The 22,568-nt window shown below is 62.1% G+C and carries 17 protein-coding genes; 11 read left to right on the forward strand and 6 right to left on the reverse strand.

Annotated features, from left to right (window positions below; all coding sequences use genetic code 11):
• Positions 1 to 9 precede the first annotated feature (9 nt).
• From FXY94_RS02170 to FXY94_RS02190, 4 genes are all read right to left on the reverse strand, one after another.
• Positions 10 to 261 (reverse strand): hypothetical protein, encoded by a 252-nt coding sequence (locus tag FXY94_RS02170; RefSeq protein ID WP_016663376.1) that lies wholly within the window; start codon positions 259 to 261, stop codon positions 10 to 12.
• Positions 258 to 1,577 (reverse strand): uracil-xanthine permease family protein, encoded by a 1,320-nt coding sequence (locus FXY94_RS02175; protein WP_016663377.1) that lies wholly within the window; start codon positions 1,575 to 1,577, stop codon positions 258 to 260. The genes FXY94_RS02170 and FXY94_RS02175 overlap by 4 nt, the downstream gene beginning before the upstream one ends.
• Before the next feature lie 26 nt (positions 1,578 to 1,603).
• Complete coding sequence (locus FXY94_RS02180; RefSeq protein WP_016663378.1) at positions 1,604 to 3,349, reverse strand: DUF7937 domain-containing protein; 1,746 nt, start codon at positions 3,347 to 3,349, stop codon at positions 1,604 to 1,606.
• A 154-nt stretch (positions 3,350 to 3,503) separates the two neighbouring features.
• Complete coding sequence (locus tag FXY94_RS02190; protein WP_016663379.1) at positions 3,504 to 3,992, reverse strand: flavin reductase family protein; 489 nt, start codon at positions 3,990 to 3,992, stop codon at positions 3,504 to 3,506.
• A gap of 172 nt (positions 3,993 to 4,164) precedes the next feature.
• Here FXY94_RS02190 and FXY94_RS02195 point away from each other — a divergent pair, with 172 nt between their 5' ends.
• On the forward strand, positions 4,165 to 5,811 hold the full coding sequence (locus FXY94_RS02195; RefSeq protein WP_016663380.1) for an ABC transporter substrate-binding protein: 1,647 nt from the start codon (positions 4,165 to 4,167) through the stop codon (positions 5,809 to 5,811).
• Here the strand turns inward: FXY94_RS02195 and FXY94_RS02200 are convergent.
• Positions 5,808 to 6,551 carry a FadR/GntR family transcriptional regulator gene (locus FXY94_RS02200; protein WP_016663381.1) on the reverse strand — a complete coding sequence of 248 codons (744 nt, stop codon included), beginning with the start codon at positions 6,549 to 6,551 and terminating at the stop codon, positions 5,808 to 5,810. The two genes, FXY94_RS02195 and FXY94_RS02200, sit on opposite strands and share 4 nt — an antisense overlap.
• Before the next feature lie 153 nt (positions 6,552 to 6,704).
• On the opposite strand from FXY94_RS02200, the gene FXY94_RS02205 reads away from it, so the two are divergent.
• The 4 genes from FXY94_RS02205 to FXY94_RS02220 all read left to right on the forward strand — a co-directional run bounded on the left by FXY94_RS02205 (position 6,705) and on the right by FXY94_RS02220 (position 12,274).
• Positions 6,705 to 8,324, forward strand: a complete 1,620-nt coding sequence (locus FXY94_RS02205; protein WP_016663382.1) for an ABC transporter substrate-binding protein — start codon at positions 6,705 to 6,707, stop codon at positions 8,322 to 8,324.
• A gap of 100 nt (positions 8,325 to 8,424) precedes the next feature.
• Positions 8,425 to 9,390, forward strand: a complete 966-nt coding sequence (locus FXY94_RS02210; RefSeq protein WP_016663383.1) for an ABC transporter permease — start codon at positions 8,425 to 8,427, stop codon at positions 9,388 to 9,390.
• Positions 9,390 to 11,438 (forward strand): dipeptide/oligopeptide/nickel ABC transporter permease/ATP-binding protein, encoded by a 2,049-nt coding sequence (locus tag FXY94_RS02215; protein ID WP_016663384.1) that lies wholly within the window; start codon positions 9,390 to 9,392, stop codon positions 11,436 to 11,438. The genes FXY94_RS02210 and FXY94_RS02215 overlap by 1 nt, the downstream gene beginning before the upstream one ends.
• Complete coding sequence (locus FXY94_RS02220; RefSeq protein ID WP_016663385.1) at positions 11,435 to 12,274, forward strand: ABC transporter ATP-binding protein; 840 nt, start codon at positions 11,435 to 11,437, stop codon at positions 12,272 to 12,274. The genes FXY94_RS02215 and FXY94_RS02220 overlap by 4 nt, the downstream gene beginning before the upstream one ends.
• Before the next feature lie 55 nt (positions 12,275 to 12,329).
• Here the strand turns inward: FXY94_RS02220 and FXY94_RS02225 are convergent, their stop codons facing one another.
• Complete coding sequence (locus FXY94_RS02225) at positions 12,330 to 14,567, reverse strand: sialidase family protein (RefSeq protein WP_016663386.1); 2,238 nt, start codon at positions 14,565 to 14,567, stop codon at positions 12,330 to 12,332.
• A 209-nt stretch (positions 14,568 to 14,776) separates the two neighbouring features.
• Here FXY94_RS02225 and FXY94_RS02230 point away from each other — a divergent pair, with 209 nt between their 5' ends.
• From FXY94_RS02230 to argS, 6 genes are all read left to right on the forward strand, one after another.
• Positions 14,777 to 15,703: a dihydrodipicolinate synthase family protein gene (locus tag FXY94_RS02230; protein ID WP_016663387.1), complete on the forward strand. Its 927-nt coding sequence runs from the start codon at positions 14,777 to 14,779 to the stop codon at positions 15,701 to 15,703.
• 6 nt (positions 15,704 to 15,709) lie between these two features.
• Entirely contained in the window at positions 15,710 to 16,687 is a 978-nt protein-coding gene (locus FXY94_RS02235; RefSeq protein ID WP_016663388.1) for an ROK family protein, read from the forward strand.
• Between the two features lie 3 nt (positions 16,688 to 16,690).
• A complete protein-coding gene (locus FXY94_RS02240; RefSeq protein ID WP_016663389.1) occupies positions 16,691 to 17,386 on the forward strand; it encodes an N-acetylmannosamine-6-phosphate 2-epimerase in 696 nt (231 codons plus the stop codon).
• Positions 17,383 to 18,297: a DUF4862 family protein gene (locus FXY94_RS02245; protein WP_016663390.1), complete on the forward strand. Its 915-nt coding sequence runs from the start codon at positions 17,383 to 17,385 to the stop codon at positions 18,295 to 18,297. Before FXY94_RS02240 ends, FXY94_RS02245 begins: the two co-directional genes overlap by 4 nt.
• Positions 18,298 to 18,327: 30 nt before the next feature.
• Positions 18,328 to 20,604, forward strand: coding sequence for an exo-alpha-sialidase (locus FXY94_RS02250; protein WP_051120600.1), 2,277 nt, complete (start codon positions 18,328 to 18,330; stop codon positions 20,602 to 20,604).
• A 192-nt stretch (positions 20,605 to 20,796) separates the two neighbouring features.
• The gene (gene argS, locus FXY94_RS02255) at positions 20,797 to 22,554 is read left to right on the forward strand and encodes an arginine--tRNA ligase (RefSeq protein WP_016663392.1); all 1,758 of its coding nucleotides are present in this window, start codon (positions 20,797 to 20,799) and stop codon (positions 22,552 to 22,554) included.
• The last annotated feature ends 14 nt before the right edge of the window (positions 22,555 to 22,568 follow it).

Raw genomic sequence — 22,568 nt, forward strand, 5'->3', positions numbered from 1 at the left:
GGCCCAAGTCTAGCGAGGCGGCGGGGGAACCTCCCGAACGGCCACGATCAACACGCGAGGAATCCTCGCGTATCCACGTTTCGTGTGGATAGTGACCGTTTCCTCGTCTGTTTCAACAACGTAGCCGAGGGCATCTGCGACCTTCTCGCGCCCCTCATGGGTCCGCGGGTCAAGCGCGTAGCGGGCCGTCACGCGAGTCCCCGAGGTGAGGATCGGCGCCCAGCCCGTACGCACTCTCTTGGACGGTTGCTCGGCAGTCATCGCGTAGAGGTGGCTTCCGCTGTCGCTGAGCGAGCGTCGGAATCCTCCGCAACCTCGGTGCCCGTGACCTTCCCAATTACCGTCATGAGGTGGTAGATCACGAGCGCCGCAAGGGTGCCGAGCGCAATGCCGTTGAAGGTGATGCCGGCGTCCTTGGGGCCGAACGTCCACGTCACGTTCGCGATGCCCACGACGAGGGCGACGCCCGCCGTCATCTGGTTGCGAGGCCGAGAGAAATCAACCCGTCCGTCGACCCACATGCGCACGCCCACGATGCCGATGAGGCCGTAGAGCACGAAGGTCACGCCACCGAGCACCCCAGCCGGGATCGAGAAGATGAGCTGGCCGATCTTCGGCGACATCGACAGGGCGATCGCGGCAATACCGGCAACCCAGTAGGCAGCAGTCGAGTAGACGCGAGTTGCGCTCATGACGCCGATGTTCTCGCCGTAGGTGGTTGTGGGCGAACCACCGAACGTCGCCGAGAGGGCCGTCGCGATGCCATCAGAGAAGAGTGTGCGGCCCACCATGTGGTCGAGATCCTCGCCGGTCATCGACCCCACCGACGTCACATGCCCCACGTTCTCCGCAATGAGGACGAGGACCACCGGAAGAAACATCGGAAGAACCGAGAGATCAAAGTGCGGGTGGTGGAACTCGGGAAGGCCGATCCACGGCGCCTTATAGAAGGCAGTGAGGTCAACTTCGCCGCGCGCGAGGGCAAACAGGTAGCCCACGAGAACGCCGAGGAGAACGGAGACGCGCCCGAGGATGCCCTTGAAAAGCGCCGTGCACAGGACGACCGCGAAAAGCGTCACCGTCGCGGTAAGGGCCGACTGCTGGAAGTTTTTGTAGGCCGTGGGCGCGAGGTTGAAACCGATCAGGGCGACGATGGCACCCATGACGACGGGCGGCATGAGCACGGCGATCCACCGTGTGCCGACGAACTGCACGATCACTCCGACGAGGGCGAGCGCGAGGCCCGTGAGAAGCACGGCGCCGAGCGCAGTGCCCATGTCGTGAGCCTTTGTAGCCGCCACAATCGGGGCGATGAACGCGAACGAGCTTCCTAGATAGCTGGGGACTCGATTACGTGTAATGACGAGGAACAGGATCGTGCCGAGGCCCGAAAAGAGGAGCGTCGTCGATGGGGGGAACTTCGTCAGGAGCGGGACGAGAAATGTTGCGCCGAACATCGCAATGACGTGCTGGGCGCCGATCCCAATCGTGACCGGCCATGCGAGCCGTTCGGAAGGAAGAACGACTTTTCCTGGCTCAACGGTGAGCCCATTTCCATGAATTTTCCACAGTGGCATGGCGGCCTTTCTTTTGGGGATAGGGGTTACGACTCCTTGGCGGGGTCGGGATCAGGGGTGGCCGGCGAAAGCGCCTCGGGGGAAACGCTCGAGGGGAAACGGTGTGTCCGACGCCGGGCTTCGGACACATCGGGAAGGAAGGCTGTCGCGCCAGCTGCGCCGTTGATGCGCGCACGGAACTCGACGAACGTGCGTTCGAGATCCGGAACGCCATGTTCGTCACGCACGGGCGCGGGGACGGTGATCATCAAGGCAGCGGTGATGCCCGCGACGAGGCCGAGTCCGCCGTTCGTAAGGCCGGCAGCGGCGCCAGTGACGACCGAGAACACGATGACACCGAGGAAGCCGAGCAGCGTGAGAGCCGCGCCGATCGATACGGCGTGACCGCGCGCCTTGACCGCGTTCTTTCGCACGAGGGCCTTGCGGCCGAAGTGAGACAGGAGCGCGAGAAGAGCCACGAGGAGAAGTTGGAGGATCACGAGGCCCGAACCACCTCGCGCGTCGTAGCCCACGAGAATCGCCGCGAAGTAGACGAGCACTGCCGCGAAAGCCACACCGTGCATGGTGCGCGAAAACTCGAAAGTGCGCGCCGCGTACATGAGCCAATCGACGCGTTTGAAGTTGTGCGTGCTCGAGCGCACGTAGGAGCGCGAGAGAAGCAGGCCGAATGCCGCGAACGCGAACGGAAGCCACACGTACGAGGTCGAGAAGCTTCCCGGTGCGGCATACTCGAGCCGCAGCGAGTTGTCGGCCGCTGCGCCGACGACCATGGCCGCAGTAGCCCCCACGAGGAACACGTACCACGAGGGCTGCTCGTTGAGCTTCGGATTAGCGATGAAAAGCCCAAGCGCGAGCGAGCCGAGGGAGTTCGAAAGAGTCACGAGTGCGAACGCCGGATCACCGTTGACGGCTTTACCGACAACCATGACGAGAGACAGAGCAAAGCTCACGAGCAGAAGCACGCGAAGCACGAGTATCCATCGACCTGCGCGCGCTTTCGCTGCGGCGCCGGGAACATACCCCTCGAAGCCGCGCCGCTCGGAGCCCATCACTGCTCCAAAGAGAAGCAGCGCAACGGAGACGCCGACGCCCACGCGCGGCCCTTCGGGAAGCGGTGTAAGGAGGTCGGGGATGGACGCGACAAGGTCGTAGCCGAGCACCCCAATCGACGCCGCGAACGCGGGAAGCATGCCGACCTTCCGCACGACGCCGAGGTAGGAAAAGTGCTCCGGCCCCCGGGGCTTCGGATCCTTCATGTAAGCGGGCACCCACCGCAGGAGATACACCGCGAGGATTGCCGCAATACCAATGCCCCCGGCGAGGGCAGGGATCCACCCGGGCAGCGCATCGGGGGCGTGCGTATACGTCGTCGTGAAGCTCGAGCCGAATGCGAGAACTGCGATGATGTCGCGCAGTGCATCCCAACCGCTCAAGTCGCTGAATTGCGGCGGAAGCTGCATGGAGCGGGGTTTCGGCGCGGCCGAGGGGGTTGCGCCCGAGCGCGCGTACGCGTGAGGGGCCGGCGCGGGTGGAAGCGCGATCTCCGCGGTCTCGGTCGCGGGCTCGTGCGGCGCGAGGCCTGGCGCGAAATAGTGCTCGGCCTCCCCCTCGAGGTTCGCGCGCTGCATCCTGAAGCGCTCGAAATCCTCGCTATCGGGGAGCTTTTCGGTGGGGAGCGTGCCCGGTTCGGGAACAAAAATCCAGCCCTCAGCGGGGTCGGTTCCCGCCTGGACTCGATCGTCGCTGTTTTCCGGCACCTGATCCTTCGCCATGGGCTCCCTCATTAGTGTCGCGCGGCACGCCGGTGCAGGGAAGCGCCGAGAAGGCGGCACGGCACAAACGCGCGCGTATCGCGAACATTGTAGAGGTGAAGGGGTGGATCTGCGCGCCGCCTACGCCGAGCGTGTCGCGAATCTCTTTGACGCCCTACAGACTCGCATATCGCTTCGAAAATCTCACAAGCGGCGAACGCGCAGGCCCCTGGTGCACCTCACGCACGCGGCACACAAAGAGCGTGTGGGTCGCAGCTTCGTGCGACGACTCGACCTCGAGACTAAAGGTCGCGAGCGATCCCTCGATGAGGGCGTTGCCCACCCCGTCACGCGTGTGCGCAACCGACTCGAGCATCCCCTGCAGCGGAAGGCCGGGCTCGCTAAACCGCTCGGCGAGACCCTGCTGTTGATCGCCAAGGACGCTCAGCGCACACGTACCCGTCTGTTCAAGAGCCTCCGCCGCCCGCGAGAGGGAATAGAGACTCACCACCATCGTGGGAGGGTCATACGACACATCAAGGAACGAGTCGATCGGGGTGACGAGATCCCAGCGCCCCACGCGCGCGCTCAGGAGCGCGATCGCCGAGGCGATGTCCTCGCTCAGTCGCCGATAGCTCTCGACATCCACTTCGCCTGCGCTCATGGCCGCCTCCTCAGATCCCTCGGTCGCGATGGTGTGCGGGCAGCGTCGGACCCCGCATCTACGTGTGAGCGTATCGCCCGCGCTCCCCAAACACCCGTGACTCCTCTCGCCACGTCACACACCACACCCGCACCTCCACAACCGACTCTGCACACCTATTACTCTGGAGACCATGACCGGACCCGCACGCACCACCAGCCGGCGCGCCTTTCTTACGGCAGGCGCCTCTCTCAGCGCTCTTGCCCTCGCAACTACCGCCGCGGGCTGCCAAAGCTCACCGGACGCGGACCACCTCTCGGTCGCGGAGCAGTTCAACCTCCCCGTCCCCACAGGGCACCTCGACGTTATTCTCAGCGCGCCGCTCGGAAGTGACGGCCTCAGCCCGTTCACGACGCGCTCCCTTCAGAACACCGCTGCGCTGTGGCACGTGTACGAGGGCTTGTCCATCATGGATCCGACGACCGGCACAACGCAGCCGGGCCTCTCGCAAAAGCTCTTCAATCCCGCCGACGCCGTCATCGATGTGTCCCTTCGCGACGGCGCGATCTTTCACGACGGCATGCCCGTAACCCCCGCCGACGTCATCTACTCTTTCGAGGCCGCACTCGACGAAAAAAACAAATTCCCCAACCGCGAGCTTCTCGACTTCTTCGACCACGCCGTCCAGGTGGCCGACAATATCGTCCAGCTCCGCCTCAAGTACTCCACGCCCGAGATCAACGAGCGCCTCTCCCTCGTCAAAATTATCCCCGAGGGCACCGACCCCGCCTCGCTCCTCGACCATCCCAATGGCACCGGGCCATGGCGCATCAAGGAGCGCGACGCCGCGAGCCAAACACTAGCTTTTGAAGCATTCGACCAGTACTCGGGAGTGTTCCCGGCGCTCTACGAAACCATGACCTGGCACGTCGAGCACAGCGAATCCGCGATCGCTGACGCGGTCATGGACGGCAGCATGCAGGTGGCACTTCCCGTGCCCCCAGCGAAATACCGCGAACTAGCGAAAAGCTCCCGGGCCAAGAACAGCACGCTCCACCTCGGCTCCCAGAAGAGCAAAGCCGCGGTGTACGCGATGTTCAATCATGATGAGGGCCGGGCGTTTTCCACACTCGAAGCTCGACGCGGCTTTATGAAGGCCTTCGACTATCAAGGATGCGCAAAGCAGGTCTTCGCCACATACGTCGATCCGGTCAAGAGCCCCATGTACCCCGGAACCCCCGGCTTCAACGCCTCCAGGAGCGTCTACACCTATGCCCCGGAGGAAGCGCGCGACCTCTTTGCGCGCGCGGAGATCAGCACGATTCGCTTGCTCGCGAGCAACGAGCCCTGGACCCGCGCCGTCGCCGAGTTCCTCAAGGGCAATCTCAAGGAGGTCGGGCTCGAGGCCGAGCTCGAGATACTTCCCTGGTGGGATGCCGTGAAGCGCATGGAGGAAGATTCCGACGGCTGGGACGCCGCCCTCGTGTGCCTGGATCCAGCATTCACGGGCTTTCATCCCGACACGCTTCTTCGCTCCCTCTACGCTTCACCTTTCTGGGCTGATTCTCGATTGCACCTCGGCGAAAGCGAACTTCTCGCCGAGATCCGCGACGTGCTCGACCGCAGCGCGCGCCTCGACCTCATGGGTGAGGACCTCCAGCGCGCATGGCAAAAACTGATGGATCGGATTGCCACAGAACTTCCCCTGTACCCACTCATGTGGCTGCGCGCGCTAAGCGCAATCGACACCTCCAAGGTTGCCGACCTTCCCGACACAAACGCCCTGGGCTTCATCGCTGCGACGGCGACCCCGCCGTCGCAGATGGAGAAGAAGCGCTAGTCGGCGGCGACTTCGAGGAGGCGCCTAAGCGGGCGATAGTGTTCGACGACAGCCTCACGATAAGCCGCGGGATCACCCGCGACAAGCGCGTCAATGATGGCGTCGTGGGCATTCACGGTGTCGCTAATGTCTCGCGCTTGCGGGAGGCCCGCCGCGGGGACGGCGGCGGTGTGGATCCGCCAAAATGCCATACCGAGCTGTTGCATCATGTGGTTGCTTGTCACCGCAAGCAGGTCGGAGTGGAACGCTTCGTCGCATGGGGCGAAGCCCTCCCCCGCCGCGACGCATTCACGCATGTTCTCGACGTGTTGACGGAGCTTCGGCTGCGAAGAACCGCGGTAGGCCGAGATCAGCTCATCTGTGAGTGAGAGGTCGAGTGCCATGCGCACCTCGACCACTTCACGCAGCGTGCTCAGATCATCTTTGGCATTGAGACGCGCGCGAAAAAGTACAGCCTCGATCATGGGGGAGAAAGACAGACCTCCCACGCTCATGCCGCGTCCGTGCTGAATCGAGACGATATCGAGAGATTGGAGAGTGCGGAGAGCCTCGCGCACGCTCGAACGGGAGACGCCGAGAATCTCTTGTAGCACCGCTTCCGTGGGGAGCGGATCTCCCGGATGCAAGCGGTGTTCAAGAATGTAATCCTTGATCGCATCCACCGTTGCATTACCTGCGGTGCGGCGCTTGCTTGGCTGTGCGCCACCATCGAGTTCGCGTGCCTTGGGTACTTCGACCACGATCTACCTTTCTCGTGCTCCGAGCCTCCAGTATCGCTATCTCAGCGACGTTGACAAAGTCTCGGGACTCCCCATATGCTAACAGCAGTCATCAGACGTCTGATGTCTCCGTACGGGGAAGTATCCCCTCACCCCCTTTGCAAAGGAGCAAAAGTGAGCAACTCACGCACTGTCTCTCGCCGCTCAGTTCTTAAGACCGGCGCCCTCACGGCAAGCGCCGCGGGTCTGGTCGCCGCCATCACTGCGTGCGCCCCCTCGGACAAAAAGTCCGGCGGCTCCGGAGGGTCAGGCGCCAGTGCCGGCAAGGCTAACGCGGACGGCACGATCAAGGCCTCGATCTCCTACGAGCTCGGAACCAACGGCTATGACCCCATGACCACGACCTCAGCACTCACAATCGCGGTCAATTGGCACACCCTCGAAGGCCTCACGGAACTCGACCCTGCAACAGGCGAGGTTTATCCAGCACTCGCGTCTGAGCTCCCGAAGGGCGACAATACGACCGTTGATATTGAGCTCCGCAAGGACGCTAAGTTCCATGACGGCTCCCCCGTAACCCCCGCGGACGTCGTATTCTCCTTTGAACGCGTCCTCGACCCTGCCAATAACTCGCTCTACTCGCAGTTCATTTCCTTCATTGACTCGGTCAAGGAGAATGGTGACAACGGGGTAAGCATCGCACTCAAGCATCCCGTTGGCCCACTTGCCGAGCGCCTTGCTGTCGTCAAGATCGTCCCGAAGGCCGCCGTCGAAAAGGACGCCGCCGCATTTGACGCAAACCCCATTGGCACGGGTGCGTGGAAGATGATCGATAACGGTGCTGCTTCAAAGATCGTGAAGTTCGAGCGTAACGATGACTACACCGGGCAGAAGCCGGCGCGCGCGAAGACGATGGAATGGCAGGTCATCCCCGACGCTGCGACTCGTACTAACTCGCTCCAGTCAGGTGATGTGCAGGCGATCGACTCGGTTCCCTACCTCTCGATCGATGCTCTCAAGTCCGTCGCAACCGTCGACTCCGTACAGGGTTTCGGTCTTCTTTTCGCGATGTTCAACAACACCGAAGGCAACCCCTTCGCTAATGTCAAGAACCGCCAGGCGTTCCTCTACGCGATCGACATGGACAAGGTCATCGAGACGGCCCTCGCTGGGCAGGCGACCGCTGCCACGTGCTTCGTGGACAAGGAGAATCCGGCTTACAAGGAGGCCGCGACCGTCTACTCGCACGATGCCGACATGGCTAAGAAACTCTTTGGGGAAACCGGTCTCACAGAGTTCCGCATGCTGTGCACCGACCACGACTGGGTCCAGCAGGTGACACCCATCATTCAGGAATCTCTCAAGGCAACCGGCGTCACCGTGCACTTCGAGCAAAAGCAGTCGGCCGAGGTATACACGACGATCGACGGTAAACCGGAAGCCTACGACGTCGTAATCGCCCCCGGCGACCCGTCGGTTTTCGGCTCCGATGCTGACTTGCTCATGCGCTGGTGGTACGCGGGTGACACGTGGACGGATTCTCGCATGCACTGGAAGGGTAGCGAGGCTTACAACCAACTCCAGGAGCTGCTCGATAAAGGCATCCAGGCGACTGAAGAGGCCGCTCAACTCGAAGCGTGGCACGCCGCTTTCGATCTCATCTCGAACGAGGTTCCGCTTTACCCGCTGTTCCACCGCAAGACCCCGACCGCGTACAACGCTGAGACCCTCATCGACTTCAAGCCGATTTCACTCACGGGCCTGAGCTTCGTCAACGTCGGCACGACTCTCTAACCGAGGTCCCCACTCTCGCCGGGAGGCGAGGTGTTCCCACTCCACCTCGTCTCCCGGCCCACGCGCCAGCAATGGCGCTCATTTCTAAGGACAAAGTCGCATGGCTCAATTCGCAAGACTCATTGGCCGAAGGCTCATCTCCCTGCCCTTCATGGTCGTTGGGGTCGCTCTGCTCGTTTTCATCGTGATGAGCTTTTCCAACGTAGACCCGGCACGGCTCGCACTCGGCGAAGCCGCCTCGGCCGAAGCCCTCAACAACTACCGCGAGCTACACGGCCTCAATGATCCGCTTCTCGTGCGGTTCTTCTCATTCCTCGGCGGGCTTTTCACCGGGGATCTCGGCACCTCTTCGGGCGGTGTTCCCGTGACCGAAATGGTGGCGCAGGCCTTCCCACGAACCCTAGAACTGACCTTCCTCAGCCTTATCATCGCGGTCATCCTTTCGTTCACACTGGGCGTCCTCGCTGCGCTCTATCGCGACACCTTCGTTGACCAGATCATCCGCGTGCTTTCGATTGCCTCGCTTGCTACCCCGAGTTTCTGGCTGGCGATTCTCCTTATTCAATGGCTCGGCGACATTCCTGGCGGCTGGGGCTTCTTCCCTGCGCTTGTCTCGGGCTGGACATCCTTCGCTGACGACCCGCAGCAATATCTTCTGAACATGACGCTCCCCGCGATCGCGGGAGCTATTCCCGTTGCAGGATCGCTCACTCGCGTCGTTCGTACCTCGATGGTGGAAGAACTCGACCGCGACTACGTGCGCACTGCGATCGGCGCCGGCATCCCCTACCCGATCGTGATCTCTCGAAACGTGCTTCGCAATGCGCTCATCACACCCGTGACAGTGCTCGGTCTTCGCGTCGGCTACCTCATGGGTGGTGCGGTCATCATCGAGATCATCTTCAACATTCAGGCAATGGGCAAGCTCATTCTCGACGGTATCCAGCGCAACGACGTGTATCTCGTGCAGGGCGTCACACTCACCGTGGCCATCGCATTCATCGTCATCAACTTGCTCGTCGACATCCTTTACGTGCTCATCAACCCGCGGATTAGGAGCATCTAATGCGACCAAATCTTGACGCAAAACTCCAGCGCTCCTCGGGCGGCACCCTCAAAGCGCTCAGGGGCCTCAACCCCATGAACGTCCTCGCGGCGGTCTTTCTCGCGATCCTGATCCTCGCGGCGATCCTCGCCCCGGTGATCACAACGCACGACCCACTCGCGACTGGCATGCCCGTGAAGCCACCGAGCGGCGAGCACTTCTTCGGAACCGACCAGATCGGGCGAGACGTGTTCGCGAGGGTCGTGTATGGCGCTCGTTCCTCCCTCATCATCGGTTTGAGCGCAACGGCGCTCGCCCTCCTCATCGCGGCTGTACTCGGGTCATTTGCGGCAACAGCCCACAAATGGGCCTCCGAAATCCTCATGCGCTGCCTCGACGTCGTCATGTCCATTCCGGGTATCGCGCTTGCCGCAGTTTTCGTTGCCGCGTTTGGCAACTCCTTGCCAGTACTCATCATGGCGATTGGCTTCCTCTACGTCCCGCAGCTCTCGCGAGTCGTGCGCGCCAACGTGCTTTCGCAGTTTGGCGAAGACTACGTGAATGCTTCGAAAGTTATGGGTGCCGGAATCCCCTGGATTCTTGTCAAGCACGTCGCCCGCAACTGCCTCGCCCCGATTCTCGTGTTCGCGACAGTCCTGGTCGCCGATGCGATTGTGCTCGAGGCTTCGCTGAGCTTCATCAACGCGGGCGTGCAACCGCCGAACCCGTCGTGGGGCAATATCCTTGCGCAAGGAAAGCAGCTCCTGTTGTCGGGGTACTGGTGGCCCACCTTCTTCCCAGGCCTCATGATCCTTATTACAGTCCTGAGCCTCAACATTCTTTCGGAAGGGATGACCGACGCCTTCGCCTCACCGCGCGTAAAGACGATCGTCGACGTCGCGGCCGACGAAAAGAAGGCACAGGAAGCACCCGAGGCAAGCCTCAACACGCTCGGCCTCATCGATCCTGCGAAGGCGCGCGCGAGGCTCCTGGAGTCGCTTAACAAGCTCCATATCAAAGAGCGCGAGCGCAATGATCGTCTCATTTACGAGGGTGACCCAGAAGCGGCACCACTCCTCGATGTCCGCAATCTTCGCGTCTCATTCCCGAACGCTCACGGCGACGTCGACATCGTTGACGGAGTGAATTTCACCATCCGTCCCGGTGAAACCATGGGGCTCGTCGGCGAATCGGGCTCCGGCAAGTCCGTCACGTCGATGGCGATCATGGGCCTTCTGCCCAAGACTGCCAATGTTCGAGGCACCGCGACGCTCGAGGGGAAGAACCTACTCGACATGAATACGCGCCAACTCAACGAGATGCGTGGACGTGAGATGGCGATGATCTATCAAGACGCACTCAGCTCGCTCAATCCGTCTATGCTCATCAAGAGCCAGATGGCGCAGCTCACCAAGCGTGGCGGGACACGCAGTGCCGAGGAGCTCCTTGAGCTCGTCGGGCTCGACCCAAAGCGCATACTCAAGAGCTACCCACACGAGCTTTCGGGCGGCCAACGCCAGCGCGTGCTCATCGCGATGGCCCTTACGCGCGACCCCAAACTCGTGATCGCCGACGAGCCCACGACGGCGCTCGACGTGACCGTCCAAAAGCAGGTCGTTGAGCTCCTCAATCATCTGCGCGAGGAACTCGGTTTCGCCATGCTATTCGTGAGCCACGATCTCGCGCTCGTCGCCCAGCTCGCGCACAAGATCACGGTGATGTACGCAGGTCAGGTTGTCGAGCAAGGCACCACGACCGAGGTGCTGACAGATCCTCGACATGAGTACACGCAGGGCCTCCTCGGTTCAGTACTCTCGATCGAAGCTGGGGCCGAACGGCTCCACCAGGTCCAGGGCACTGTTCCCTCCCCGCGCGAGTTCGTCGCGGGTGACCGCTTCGCGCCGCGGTCCTCGACCCCGGAAATTGGTCTCGCGGAGAAACCACGACTGTGGGACGTTCCCGGTACCACACATCGCGTCGCTTCCACCGTGGGGCTTCCCGAATCTATCGTCGCCGCCCGCCCTGCGCGGGATGCGGCAACGAGCGCACACAGGGGTGATCAGGAATGAGTCACAGCATCACATCACACACGGGTCGCGAAAGTTCCATACACGACCCAAACGACCCGCCCGTCCTCGACCTCCAGGACATCCACGTCGTGCACACGCTGCGCACGGGATCAATCCTCAAACCCGACACAATTCGCGCGGTCGACGGAATCAGCGTCCAGGTGCGCCGCGGCGAAGTCATCGGCATTGTCGGTGAATCCGGCTCTGGCAAATCGACTCTTGCGAACGTGATGTTGGGGCTCCAGCAGCCTACGAGTGGAAAAGTGTTCTTCAAGGGGAACGATCTGCGGCGCAGTCGCTCGGCGCGGCGTGAACGTGGTCGAGCAATCTCGGTCGTGTTCCAGGATCCGTCTACAGCGCTCAACCCACGCATGATCGTTCAGGACACCCTGATGGATCCACTTCGCGTGCATGGTATCGGCACGGAACGGCAGCGCCTGGCGATGGTCAAGGAGCTCGTGCGCCTCGTGGGCCTTCCGCAATCTGCACTGTCGGTTTTGCCGCGGCAAATCTCGGGTGGTCAGCGACAGCGCGTCGCTATCGCGCGCGCTCTCGCGCTCGAGCCAGACATCGTCATCGCGGATGAGCCGACTTCGGCCCTCGACGTGTCGGTACGCGCGCAGGTGCTCAACCTCCTGACCGACCTTAAAAAGGAACTCGGGCTTGGACTCGTGTTCATTTCCCACGACATCAATACGGTGCGGTTCGTTTCCGACACGCTCATCGTAATGAATCGCGGCAAGATCGTTGAGTCGGGTCCGAGCGAAGAAGTGTTCCGCAATGCCACGGATCCATACACTCAGACCCTTCTCGCAGCGGCGCCCGCACTCTTATAACGCTCGACACCACACGTGGAGGCGGGAGCCCATCGCTCCCGCCTCCACGTGTGTCCTACGCCTCTACGCGGGTGCTTTGCGAGCCGGTAAGCCACGTCAGCGGAATCTCCGTGAAGAAGAGACCGTGCCACTCGCGCTCCCACAGCAGCCCAATGTTGCCGTTCGGCAGCTGAGTCATCGATTGATAGACGTAGTGGCGGGGATTGAAGACGCGATTGTGGGGCCATGTGCGCGCGCCGTCCATGCTAAGCCTGAGAGTGCCGCAGCCGCGAAAGGGCAAAAGAGCACTGGCATTGGCGAACACCACTGCCTCTCGACCGTCCATGTCGATTCGCACAGCGTTCGGTTGGCTAAAGATCTCCGTAAGCTGCGGATCATACGAGACACTCGACCAGGTCTCGCCACCGTCAGTGCTACGTGACACCGCAACGTTCCCGGAGGGGTGTTGATTGCGTGCAAACACGACAAGCTCGCCTCCTTCCACTTCCACGATGCTCGACTCATAGAGCGATGCCTCGTCACACCCACGCCACTCGCGAGAGTCATTTGGAGAGCCACCGAGGCGCCAGGTGTGGCCCGCATCATCACTCAGAAGGGCCGCACACGCAAAGGAGGACCCGGATGTATCGCTGTAGTACACGGGCATCACGAGCCGCCCGGAATAAGGCCCGTTTTCCACGCATACACCGGTCCCGGGTGAAGCCCCAAGGAACGGCATCCACGGCTCCTTGACCTGAGGATTCAGATCGATGGGTTCACTCCACGTCTCTCCGTCGTCGTCGCTTACCACCATCCACAGGTAACTCGTGGGCATGACTGTGAGGGGCGGAGCGGTGAGTTCATCTCGAGCGGTTTCGACGTGCCCGAGCTGGGCCGCGCCATCACGCAGGCAACCATCAGAATCGAGCATGAAATCCGTGGGAGATCCCGAAGCCGAACGAACCGTGCCATCGCTGCCAGCGACGTACTGCTCCCCCTCAGAGTCGAGCAAAATCCGCTTTCCCTCGGGGGTGTAGCCGGTACCAGCAATCGCATTCAGCTGACCAATCGCCCCCGGGAAATGATCAAAGAGCGCGATGATGCGCCCACTCTCGCGGTGTTGGACGAGGACGGGGTCGGTTGCAGAGGCTCCCTTTAAACCCGCTCCAATGGAGCGCACGATCGTGCGCAGCGGTCCCCAGGTGCGGCCACCATCGGTGCTGCGCCGAATGACGAAGTTTATGTGATTCGGGCTGTCGTTCGGGATGCTGATGCGCTGGTCGGCTCCCGCGATAAGAGTCCCTCGATGCGTAGTGAGCAGGGCGGGGATTCGGTAACTTTGAGCATCCTCATATCCGAGATCGAAAAGCGCTTTCGTGTGCAGCGGCTCAATACCGCAAAGATGCTTGATGTGATTATCGGAAAGTATGCGTGCGTAGATCATCGCGGTTTGCGCCTCACCGAAGAGCCGCGCACCGTCGAGGTCCTGTCCCACGGAGATGCGATCGACTCCATCGACGTCACTGAAGAAGCACACGCCCGCGCTTCTCGCGACCTCGTAGCCATCGACGTAGAGGGTGCTTGCACCGTAGCCGGTTGTGACGACGAGTTCGTGCCAGTTGCCGTCGTCCCATTGACCGTACGCCTCGAGTTCGCACAGAGTCTCTTCCGCCTCGATCACGCGGTACACAATGTTTCCGCGTTCGATCGAAAGGGCGAGTTTTCCATTACTTCCTCTGGCTTCAAGAATAGTTCCAGCTTGATGCCTACCACGAACACGAAATCGTACGCGAATTGAGCCTTTAGAAAGTTTTCCTACCCGTTTAGCATCCCGGTTAGAAAGGCGAGAGGCAGCGAACTCCACGAATGGTTGAACAGCTATCGCTTTCGCGAGAATTTCGCGGGCTTCAAGTTCTCGAGGGAGGTCGAGCATACCTTCTATACGTGGATCACCGAGCTGATTGATCAGAGTTTCGCCCTCGCTAGACTCGGGCCACGCAAGCGTCGAGGTGGAGCAAAAGACTTGGTATCCGTCGAGGTAGAGATTCGTTCCATTCGCGCTTCGAGTGAGCGACAAGGTATGCATCTCGCCGTCGTCAACGTGGTCGGCGTCCTCGGCATCGAGGGTTCGTCTTGCACCGTCGCGGGAAATGTCTACCACGAGGCGAGAGTTGCGGATTGATATTTCCAGTCGAGAATTTTTCGATTCGCGCACTAGAAGCGTCCCACTTCCGTGTGAAACAAATGCGAAGTGGAGGCTTGATGCATCCTGGAGCATTACCTCTTTCACGTGCGAACGAGGCACCGTTTCCATGTCTTTTCTCCATTTTTCACTAGTCGCCCGCTAATCATCACGAAACTCATCGGAGTGACGTCGCGCACAGCTCCCGAACACTGAACGCCTTGACGTAACTCCCCACTCACTCTAGTCTGTTGTCAGACATCAGACATCTGACGTCTGGTTACATGAGCTGGACCGTCGGCAACGAAGCGGCGGAACCTCGAACAGAAGGATTTTTTGCTATGGCCCCCCAGGGACGCCTCGCGGGCGTTATCCCGCCCCTTGTCATTCCACTCACAAATTCCCGCGAACTCGATGTCGAATCTCTCGAGCGCCTCGTCAACCACCTGATCGAGGGCGGCGTCGACGGGATTTTCGCTCTCGGATCTTCGAGTGAAGTCGTATTCCATACAGATCGCATGCGCGAGCAAATCCTTGAAACCGTTACCGGTGTGGTCGCCGGCCGCGTCCCCGTTCTCGCCGGCGTGATCGACACAGAAACGAACCGCGTTCTTGAGCATGTCAAAACTGCTCAGAAGTACGGCGTAGCAGGCGTCGTCGCGACCGCGCCCTTCTATGCCATCACGGGCCCAGCCGAGATCGAACGTCACTTCCGAGTACTCGGTGAACACGCCGAGGTTCCCGTATGGGCCTATGACCTGCCGGTATGCGTGCACGTCAAGCTGAGCCCACACATGCTCGTGGCGCTTGGCAGCGAAGGACTACTCACGGGCGTCAAAGATTCCTCAGGCGATGATGTGTCATTCCGACGGCTGACCGCCATGAATCGTGCCGCGGGCAGTCCGCTGAGCGTGCTCACGGGACACGAAGTTGTCGTAGACGGCGCTTACCTCTCCGGCGCTGATGGATCGGTGCCGGGCCTCGGCAATGTCGATCCGGCGGGCTACGTGCGCATGCACAAAGCCTTCGTGGAAGGGGATTGGCAAAAGGTACGAACCGAACAAGATCGCCTTGCCGCGCTGTTCGAAATCGTGTTCCAGCCCGTTGGCAAAACCGGCCCCGCCGCTGGCGTCGGCGCATTTAAGACGGCGCTTCGCGAACTCGGGCTGTTCGCCACGAACATGATGAGTGAACCGATGACCCCAATCGAGGGCGAATCGGTTGAAAAGATCCGCGGAATCCTCCAGTCAACCGGTCTTCTCAAGTAGGCAATCATGACTGCCGGGCCCACGCGCGTGCTCGCCGTTGATCTCGGCGGGACTAAAATCAATGCCGCCGTGGTGGTTTTCGAGGAGGGCGCGGCCGCACCTTCCCTCTGCCAGGTAGCCACGACTGCGACGCCCGCCCGCGACGGCGCGAAGGCCGTTCTTGCCGCATCACTTGCAGTCGCCCGCGAGGCCCTTAGCCTCGCCGGCGACGATGAGGAGACCCTCAAAGCCATCGGAATTGCTTCGGCGGGCGTGATCGATACAGCACGAGGGCTCGTCACCGCCGCCACCGATGCACTTCAGGGCTGGCCGGGCACGAATCTTGCGAGTGTTTTCCGCGCTGAGTTCGGCGCACACACCCGCGTCCTCAACGACGTTCACGCGCACGGCCTCGGAGAAGCCATGTTCGGCGCAGGCAAGGACCGCGATTCGCTACTTCTCGTGGCCGTTGGCACGGGCATCGGTGGCGCCTTCGTCACCCACGGGGAAGTCCTTACGGGTGCGCGTGGCGCCGCTGGCCACATCGGGCACGTGCGTACCGCGGGGATTCCCGGTGTCGAAGAACTCGTGTGCACATGTGGGAGGCGCGGACACCTCGAAGGGTTTGCGTCTGGTCCCGGCATCGCGGCCGAGCTCACGAGGCGCGGAATCCCCGCAGCTTCCACACGCGAAGTCGCGGATCTCGCGAACGACGGTTCGACAATCGCTCTCGAAACACTCATCGACGCGGGCCGTCTCACCGGCCGCGCAATAGGCGACCAACTCAATGTCGTCGACCCCCACGTCGTCGCAATCACGGGAGGCGTCGCTTCCGCGAGCGGCGCCGCCGGTGACGGGTGGTGGGCTGCGCTTCGCAAAGGTGTGCGCGAGAGTGCCATGGATGCCGTCGGAAATACTCCCATCGTGCCCGCAAGCGCGGGCAACCACGCGGCGCTCCTTGGTGCCGCACATTTCGCACTGACTGAAACCGCCACGGAAGGCTGAACCATGCACCCCATCGTCAAAGCCCTCGAGGGCTCCCTTATCGTCTCGTGTCAGGCCTACCCGGGCGAGCCCATGCGCGATCCGCGCACGATGGCGCAGATTGCCGCGGCCGTTGAACAGGGCGGAGCAAGCGCCGTTCGTGCGCAGGGTCTCGACGATATTCGCCAGGTGAAGGCTGCCGTGAACAACGTTCCCGTGATCGGCATTTGGAAGGACGGAAACGAGGGCGTGTTTATCACGCCAACACTCAAGCATTGCGAGGCAGTTCTCGATGCGGGTGCGGACATTCTCGCGCTCGATGGGACGCTTCGTGAGCGTCCCGATGGGCTCACTTTTGCCGAAACTGTCGCGCGGATTCGTGAACGAAGCAAGGCACCGATCATGGCTGATTGCGATAGCGAGGAGTCCGCTCTTGCAGCAGCCGAGGCGGGCGTCGACATCATCGGCACGACCCTCGCGGGATATACGGGAGCGCGCGAGAAGACCGACGGTCCCGATCTCGAGTTGCTCGCGAGCCTCGTGGAGAAGTTGCCCGGGCGCGCCGTCGTTGCCGAAGGGCGCGTACACAGTCAAGCCCATGCGGCGGCATGTCGCGAGGCGGGAGCATTCGCAGTCGTGGTGGGGACCGCAATTACGCACCCGACGTCGATCACGACGTGGTTCGATGCCGCCGTGCGCGGAGCCGGTGAGCGAGCATGAATGCCGCGCCGGTGTGGATCGCGGGGGCTTACGCCGCGCTTGAGCCTGCACTCACGGGTGAGCGAGCCGAACAGGATACGCGTGAGCTTTACTCGGCGCTCGCACAGCCCAAGGGATTTGATGGTCTCGAGCTCCCCTACCGCTCTTCGCTGCCCAATCTCGCGCTCGTCAAGGGTGCACCGTTCACGCAGCACGTCATCACGGCAATTCCTGGGACGATGCAGCGCCTCGCGAAAGCCCCTTCCTTCGGCCTCGCCTCTCGAGATACCGACGGTCGGGAGGCGGCGCTCGACTTTGTAAGGGAGATTGTGCGGGCCTCACGCGAACTCGAGGTCGCTGTCATGGCGATCGAGATTCACTCCGCTCCCACTGATCACGCAGATTCGAGCGCCTTTGCTCACTCACTTGAGACGCTCATGAGAGAGCGGATCGAGGGCGACCCCGAGTTCGTGATCGAGCACTGCGATGCCGCTGGCTCGCCGTTCCCGGGCGAAAAGCGCTTCCTTCCTCTCGAGGAGGAAGTGCGCGTCGCGAAGGAGACTGGGGTGGGCATCGCGCTCAACTGGGGTCGTTCGGCGCTCGAAACCCGCGATCCTCAAACACCACTCGAACACGTGCGCTATGCCTCGCGAGCGGGGGTTTTGCGGGCGTTCATGGCCTCGGGCGCGGGCGCCGGCACCCCGATGTACGGCGCTCAGTGGGCCGACACTCACCTGCCCCACGTCGACCATGAGCCTTCGTCACTGTTGACGGACGACGCACTCACCTCGTGCATGTCCGCTGCCGTAGGCAACCTGCTTTATGCAGGCGTCAAGATCCAGACCCCTCGAGGGCTCACGGCTCACGAGAGGTCTCGCGTGCTTGCACGCGTCGCGGAGCCGATGCGTTCCGCCTTCAGCCGCGCGGGATAGCCCGCACGACGCCTCACGAAAAGGAGTCCAATGATGAATTCCCCCCTTTCCCTTCGAGCGAGAGGGCTCGCCTTTGGCGCAACGGTGGCACTTGCGCTCGGCGTACCAATGTCGGCGCTCGCGGCGCCTTCTGACTCGCCAGGAGCGGCCGACGCTCCCGCGTCCGAATCGAGTTTCACATCGCAACGCATCGCTATGGGCGGTGAAGGTGGGTTCGGCAACTACCGCATCCCTGCCGTCATCCAGCTCAAGAACGGCGATGTCCTTGCTGCTTACGACGGCCGACCGACGGGCACCGATGCACCCGGACCAAATTCGATCCTCATGAGGCGTTCGACCGATGGTGGAAAAACTTTCGGGCCCCAAACCGTGATCGCCGCAGGCAAGGTTGAGAAGCCGATCCACGGCTACTCGGACCCTAGCTTCGTGTACGACGAGGAAACGGGAAATCTTTTCACGTTCTTCGTGCACTCGAAGGACACGGGTTTTTGGAATAGCCACGAGGGCAATGATGATGCTGATCGCAAGGTCATGAGTGCTTCGGTGGCCGTGTCGAAGGACAATGGCGAGACGTGGGAGCTTCGCTCCCTCACCGAAACGGTCAAGCCTGAGGGCGTGCGCGCGACGTTTGCGACAAGCGGCCACGGTATTCAAATCAAGAACGGTACTCACAAGGGCCGTCTCGTGCAGCAATACGCAGGCGCCTTCACCGATGGAACCGTGCGCGCCTACTCGGTGTACTCCGATGATCATGGCGCCACGTGGCACATGGGCACGCCCGTGGGAACGAAGATGGACGAAAACAAGGTTGTGGAGCTCGCTGATGGCACGCTCATGATGAACTCGCGTGCTCATGACACGTATACCGCGCGCTGGGTCGCCTATTCGAAGGACGGCGGCGAGACGTGGAGCGAACCGTCGCTCGACCACACTCTCACTGATCCGCGCAACAACGCGTCGATCATCCGCATGAACCCCGCGGCCGCTCCTGAGTCACGCGCGGCACAGGAACTGCTCTTCTCGAACGCCAACTCCTCGAGCGGCCGCACGAACGGCAGCATCCGCTACTCGTGCGACTCGGGCAAGACTTGGCCGACGGTCACCACGTTCAATGCTGGGGACACGTCGTACTCGGATCTCGTCGCGCTCGAAGATGGTTCTTTCGGTGTGTTCTACGAGTCCGCGAAGAACGAGCAGCGCTACGGTGCGTTCACGAGGGAGTTCCTGAACCCCTTCTGCGCGGCCTTTGGCGAGGCAGCTGCCGATATCGGTGCGGGAAACACGAGCGAGGTCACATTCACTCTGCGCAATGACGACACTCGAGATCTTGCCTCTGGCACGGCGACTGTCGACCTTCCAAAGGGCTGGAGCGCACCTACCGTGGAAACCCCGGCGCTCAAGCCGGGTGAGAGCACGACGGTCACTCTCAAGGTTTCGGCTCCCGCATGGGCTCCGAAGGGCGAAGTGCACGGCGACGTACGCGTCGCGGCCGCCGACATCACCGTTCGCGGGGATCTCGATCTCAACGTCATCAACACTGCACCCGATACTCTCGGCGCCACGATCGTGGGAACGCCTGGCGAGCCTGAACGCGACCTCGTGAAAAATCCCTACAAAGTGGGTGACGAGGTCCCCTACACATTCCGCGTCGATTCGACGGCAAACGTCACCGAAACCGTGACGCCAGTCTCCAGCAACCTCTCTCCGCTCGTGCCGGAGGGCCCCGGCAACTGTCGCTGGCGCGATCTCAAACCCGGTGATGGGTACACGTGTTCCACACCCCGCTACACGGTCACTGAGCAGGATCTCGAACGTGGCTATTTCATTCCCGAAAGCACGTGGGAACTCACGCGCAGGGGTCTCGATCCCGTCACGATCACCGTCACCGGCGAGAAAGTCTGGCTCGTAGCTCCCGACGAAAAGCCCGCAGAACCGCCAGCCGAAGAGTCGGGCGACAATGCGGGCGAGGAACCGTCGGACACCCCGACCGGCGAACAACCTGACCCGGTTGAGCAAGGTGACCCGACTGAACCAAACGAACCGAGAGTGCCGAGCGAGGATGCCCCCGCAATCTCCGAGAATGACCCGGGTCGTGCGAGTTCGGAGAGCTTCGAGCCCCAGCAGGCACACGACCAGGCAGCAAGAACACCGCGGGCGGTAGGCGCAAACACGGGGCAGAGCTCAATGCCCTCCCGCACCCTTCCGCGCACGGGTACGTCAGCACTGCTCATCGCCAGCACCGCGACGGCAGTCCTCGCCGCAGGAATTGCGCTGACGTTCGGAGCACGCGAGCGCGGAAAGCACTAATCTCGCCATCTCGATCCACATTGCCACGCAAAAGAAACGGGCGGCTCCGCCGACAAGGCGGAGCCGCCTCAGTTGTGTGAGCAACCGTCGGAGCCTTCTCAAGGGCCCTCGCGCCGCCTGCGTGACGAAACCGTCCCTTCCGAGACCCCTTCCGGCATGACCTGGCTCCGCTTGACGCCGTAGGCTTGGGGTATGACTGCACCCGAACTTGCCCTCACGACCCGTTTTCAGGATGCCTTCGCCGAGGCTTTCGGCGAGGAGTACCGCACCGCCGACCCGATCATCAGGCCGGGGAAGTTCTCGGACTTCCAGTGCAACGCGGCGATGGGACTCGCGAAGAAACTTGGCGCGAAGCCACGCGACCTCGCCCAGCAGATCCTTGAGAAGGTGCAGCTCGACGATATTGCCGAGACGCCCGAGATTGCCGGCCCCGGCTTCCTCAACATCACGCTCAAGACCGAATGGGTCGCGGCACAAGCTGGCGACCTGCACGGCGATGACCGTCTCGGCGTGGGCCGCCCTGATAAGGCCGAGACGATCGTGATCGACTACTCGGCGCCGAACGTGGCGAAGGAAATGCACGTGGGGCACCTGCGCACAACCGTCGTGGGCGATGCTCTCGCGCGCGTGCTCGAGTTCGAAGGCCACAAGGTTGTGCGCCAGAACCACATCGGCGACTGGGGCACGCCGTTCGGCATGCTCATTGAACACCTGCTTGAAGTGGGCGAGGATTCGGAAGAGGCGAAACTTCTCGAGACCGACCCGAACGCGTTCTACCAGGCGGCACGCGCGAAATTCGATGCAGATACGGAGCAGACCGATTTCGCGAAGCGCGCGCGTGCACGAGTCGCGACCCTGCAGTCGGGCGACGAGGCGACGCTTACGATGTGGACGAAGCTCGTTGGTCTCTCGAAGCAGTACTTCCACCGCATCTACGACATGCTCGACGTGACCCTCACCGATGAGGACCTCGCGGGCGAATCGACCTACAACTACGCGCTCGCGGGCGTGTGCGATGACCTCGAGAAGGCAGGGATCGCGCGTGTCTCGGATGGCGCTCTGTGCGTATTCCCGGCTGGATTCACGGGCCGCGACGAGCAGCCCCTTCCGCTCATCATTCGTAAGTCCGACGGCGGCTACGGTTACGCGACGACCGATTTTGCGGCTATTCGCCACCGCGTGAATGACCTCGGAGCAGACCGGATCGCGTACGTCGTGGGCTCCTCGCAGGAGCTTCACTTCCAGATGGTTTTCACGACTGCGCGCGAGGCCGGTTGGCTCCCCGAAACCGTCGATGCGGAGCACGTGAAGATCGGTTCGGTTCTCGGCGAGGATGGCAAGATCCTCCGCACACGCTCTGGTTCCTCGCTGCGCCTCATGGCGCTCCTCGAGGAGGGCGTCGTGAAGGCTCGCTCCGTGATCGACGAGCTTCGCCCGGACCTGCCCGAGGATGAGCGGGCGACAATCGCACGCCAGATTGGCATCGGCAGCATCAAGTACGCGGATCTTTCGACCGCGCACGATTCGGATTACGTGTTCGATCTCGACCGTATGCTCGCCCTCCAGGGCAACACGGCGCCGTACCTCCAGTACGCCGTGGCGCGCATCCGCTCGATCCAGCGCAAGGCTTCCGAGCAGGGCATTTCCGCCGAGCAGGTGGAGGCGGCGGCCCCGCGCGTGGTCGATGATCCCGAGCGGGCCCTCGCGCTTCAGCTCCTGCAGTTCGCGCCGACGGTTGCCGAGGTGGGCAGCCAGTACGTCCCGCACAAACTCGCGGCGTACCTCTTCGATCTCGCGCAGGCGTTCATGAGCTTCTACGAGAAGTCGCCAATCCTCAAGGACGCGAGCGACGACGTGCGGCTTGGCCGCCTCGCCCTTGCGAAGCTCACCGAGCGCACGCTCGTCGCCGGCCTCGACCTGCTCGGCGTGCAGGCTCCCGCGCAGATGTGATCGTGGCCGAGGCC

It is taken from the genome of Dermabacter jinjuensis (assembly GCF_902381725.1).
GTDB lineage: Bacteria > Actinomycetota > Actinomycetes > Actinomycetales > Dermabacteraceae > Dermabacter > Dermabacter hominis.

Excerpts from the sequence above, each read along its gene's own strand:
- FXY94_RS02225 (WP_016663386.1), bottom strand. The coding sequence starts at position 14,567 with ATGGAAACGGTGCCTCGTTCGCACGTGAAAGAGGTAATGCTCCAGGAT.
- FXY94_RS02195 (WP_016663380.1), top strand. The coding sequence starts at position 4,165 with ATGACCGGACCCGCACGCACCACCAGCCGGCGCGCCTTTCTTACGGCA.
- FXY94_RS02220 (WP_016663385.1), top strand. The coding sequence starts at position 11,435 with ATGAGTCACAGCATCACATCACACACGGGTCGCGAAAGTTCCATACAC.
- FXY94_RS02230 (WP_016663387.1), top strand. The coding sequence starts at position 14,777 with ATGGCCCCCCAGGGACGCCTCGCGGGCGTTATCCCGCCCCTTGTCATT.
- FXY94_RS02250 (WP_051120600.1), top strand. The coding sequence starts at position 18,328 with ATGATGAATTCCCCCCTTTCCCTTCGAGCGAGAGGGCTCGCCTTTGGC.
- FXY94_RS02245 (WP_016663390.1), top strand. The coding sequence starts at position 17,383 with ATGAATGCCGCGCCGGTGTGGATCGCGGGGGCTTACGCCGCGCTTGAG.
- FXY94_RS02175 (WP_016663377.1), bottom strand. The coding sequence starts at position 1,577 with ATGCCACTGTGGAAAATTCATGGAAATGGGCTCACCGTTGAGCCAGGA.
- FXY94_RS02210 (WP_016663383.1), top strand. The coding sequence starts at position 8,425 with ATGGCTCAATTCGCAAGACTCATTGGCCGAAGGCTCATCTCCCTGCCC.
- FXY94_RS02190 (WP_016663379.1), bottom strand. The coding sequence starts at position 3,992 with ATGAGCGCAGGCGAAGTGGATGTCGAGAGCTATCGGCGACTGAGCGAG.
- argS (WP_016663392.1), top strand. The coding sequence starts at position 20,797 with ATGACTGCACCCGAACTTGCCCTCACGACCCGTTTTCAGGATGCCTTC.
- FXY94_RS02215 (WP_016663384.1), top strand. The coding sequence starts at position 9,390 with ATGCGACCAAATCTTGACGCAAAACTCCAGCGCTCCTCGGGCGGCACC.
- FXY94_RS02170 (WP_016663376.1), bottom strand. The coding sequence starts at position 261 with ATGACTGCCGAGCAACCGTCCAAGAGAGTGCGTACGGGCTGGGCGCCG.
- FXY94_RS02240 (WP_016663389.1), top strand. The coding sequence starts at position 16,691 with ATGCACCCCATCGTCAAAGCCCTCGAGGGCTCCCTTATCGTCTCGTGT.
- FXY94_RS02235 (WP_016663388.1), top strand. The coding sequence starts at position 15,710 with ATGACTGCCGGGCCCACGCGCGTGCTCGCCGTTGATCTCGGCGGGACT.
- FXY94_RS02180 (WP_016663378.1), bottom strand. The coding sequence starts at position 3,349 with ATGGCGAAGGATCAGGTGCCGGAAAACAGCGACGATCGAGTCCAGGCG.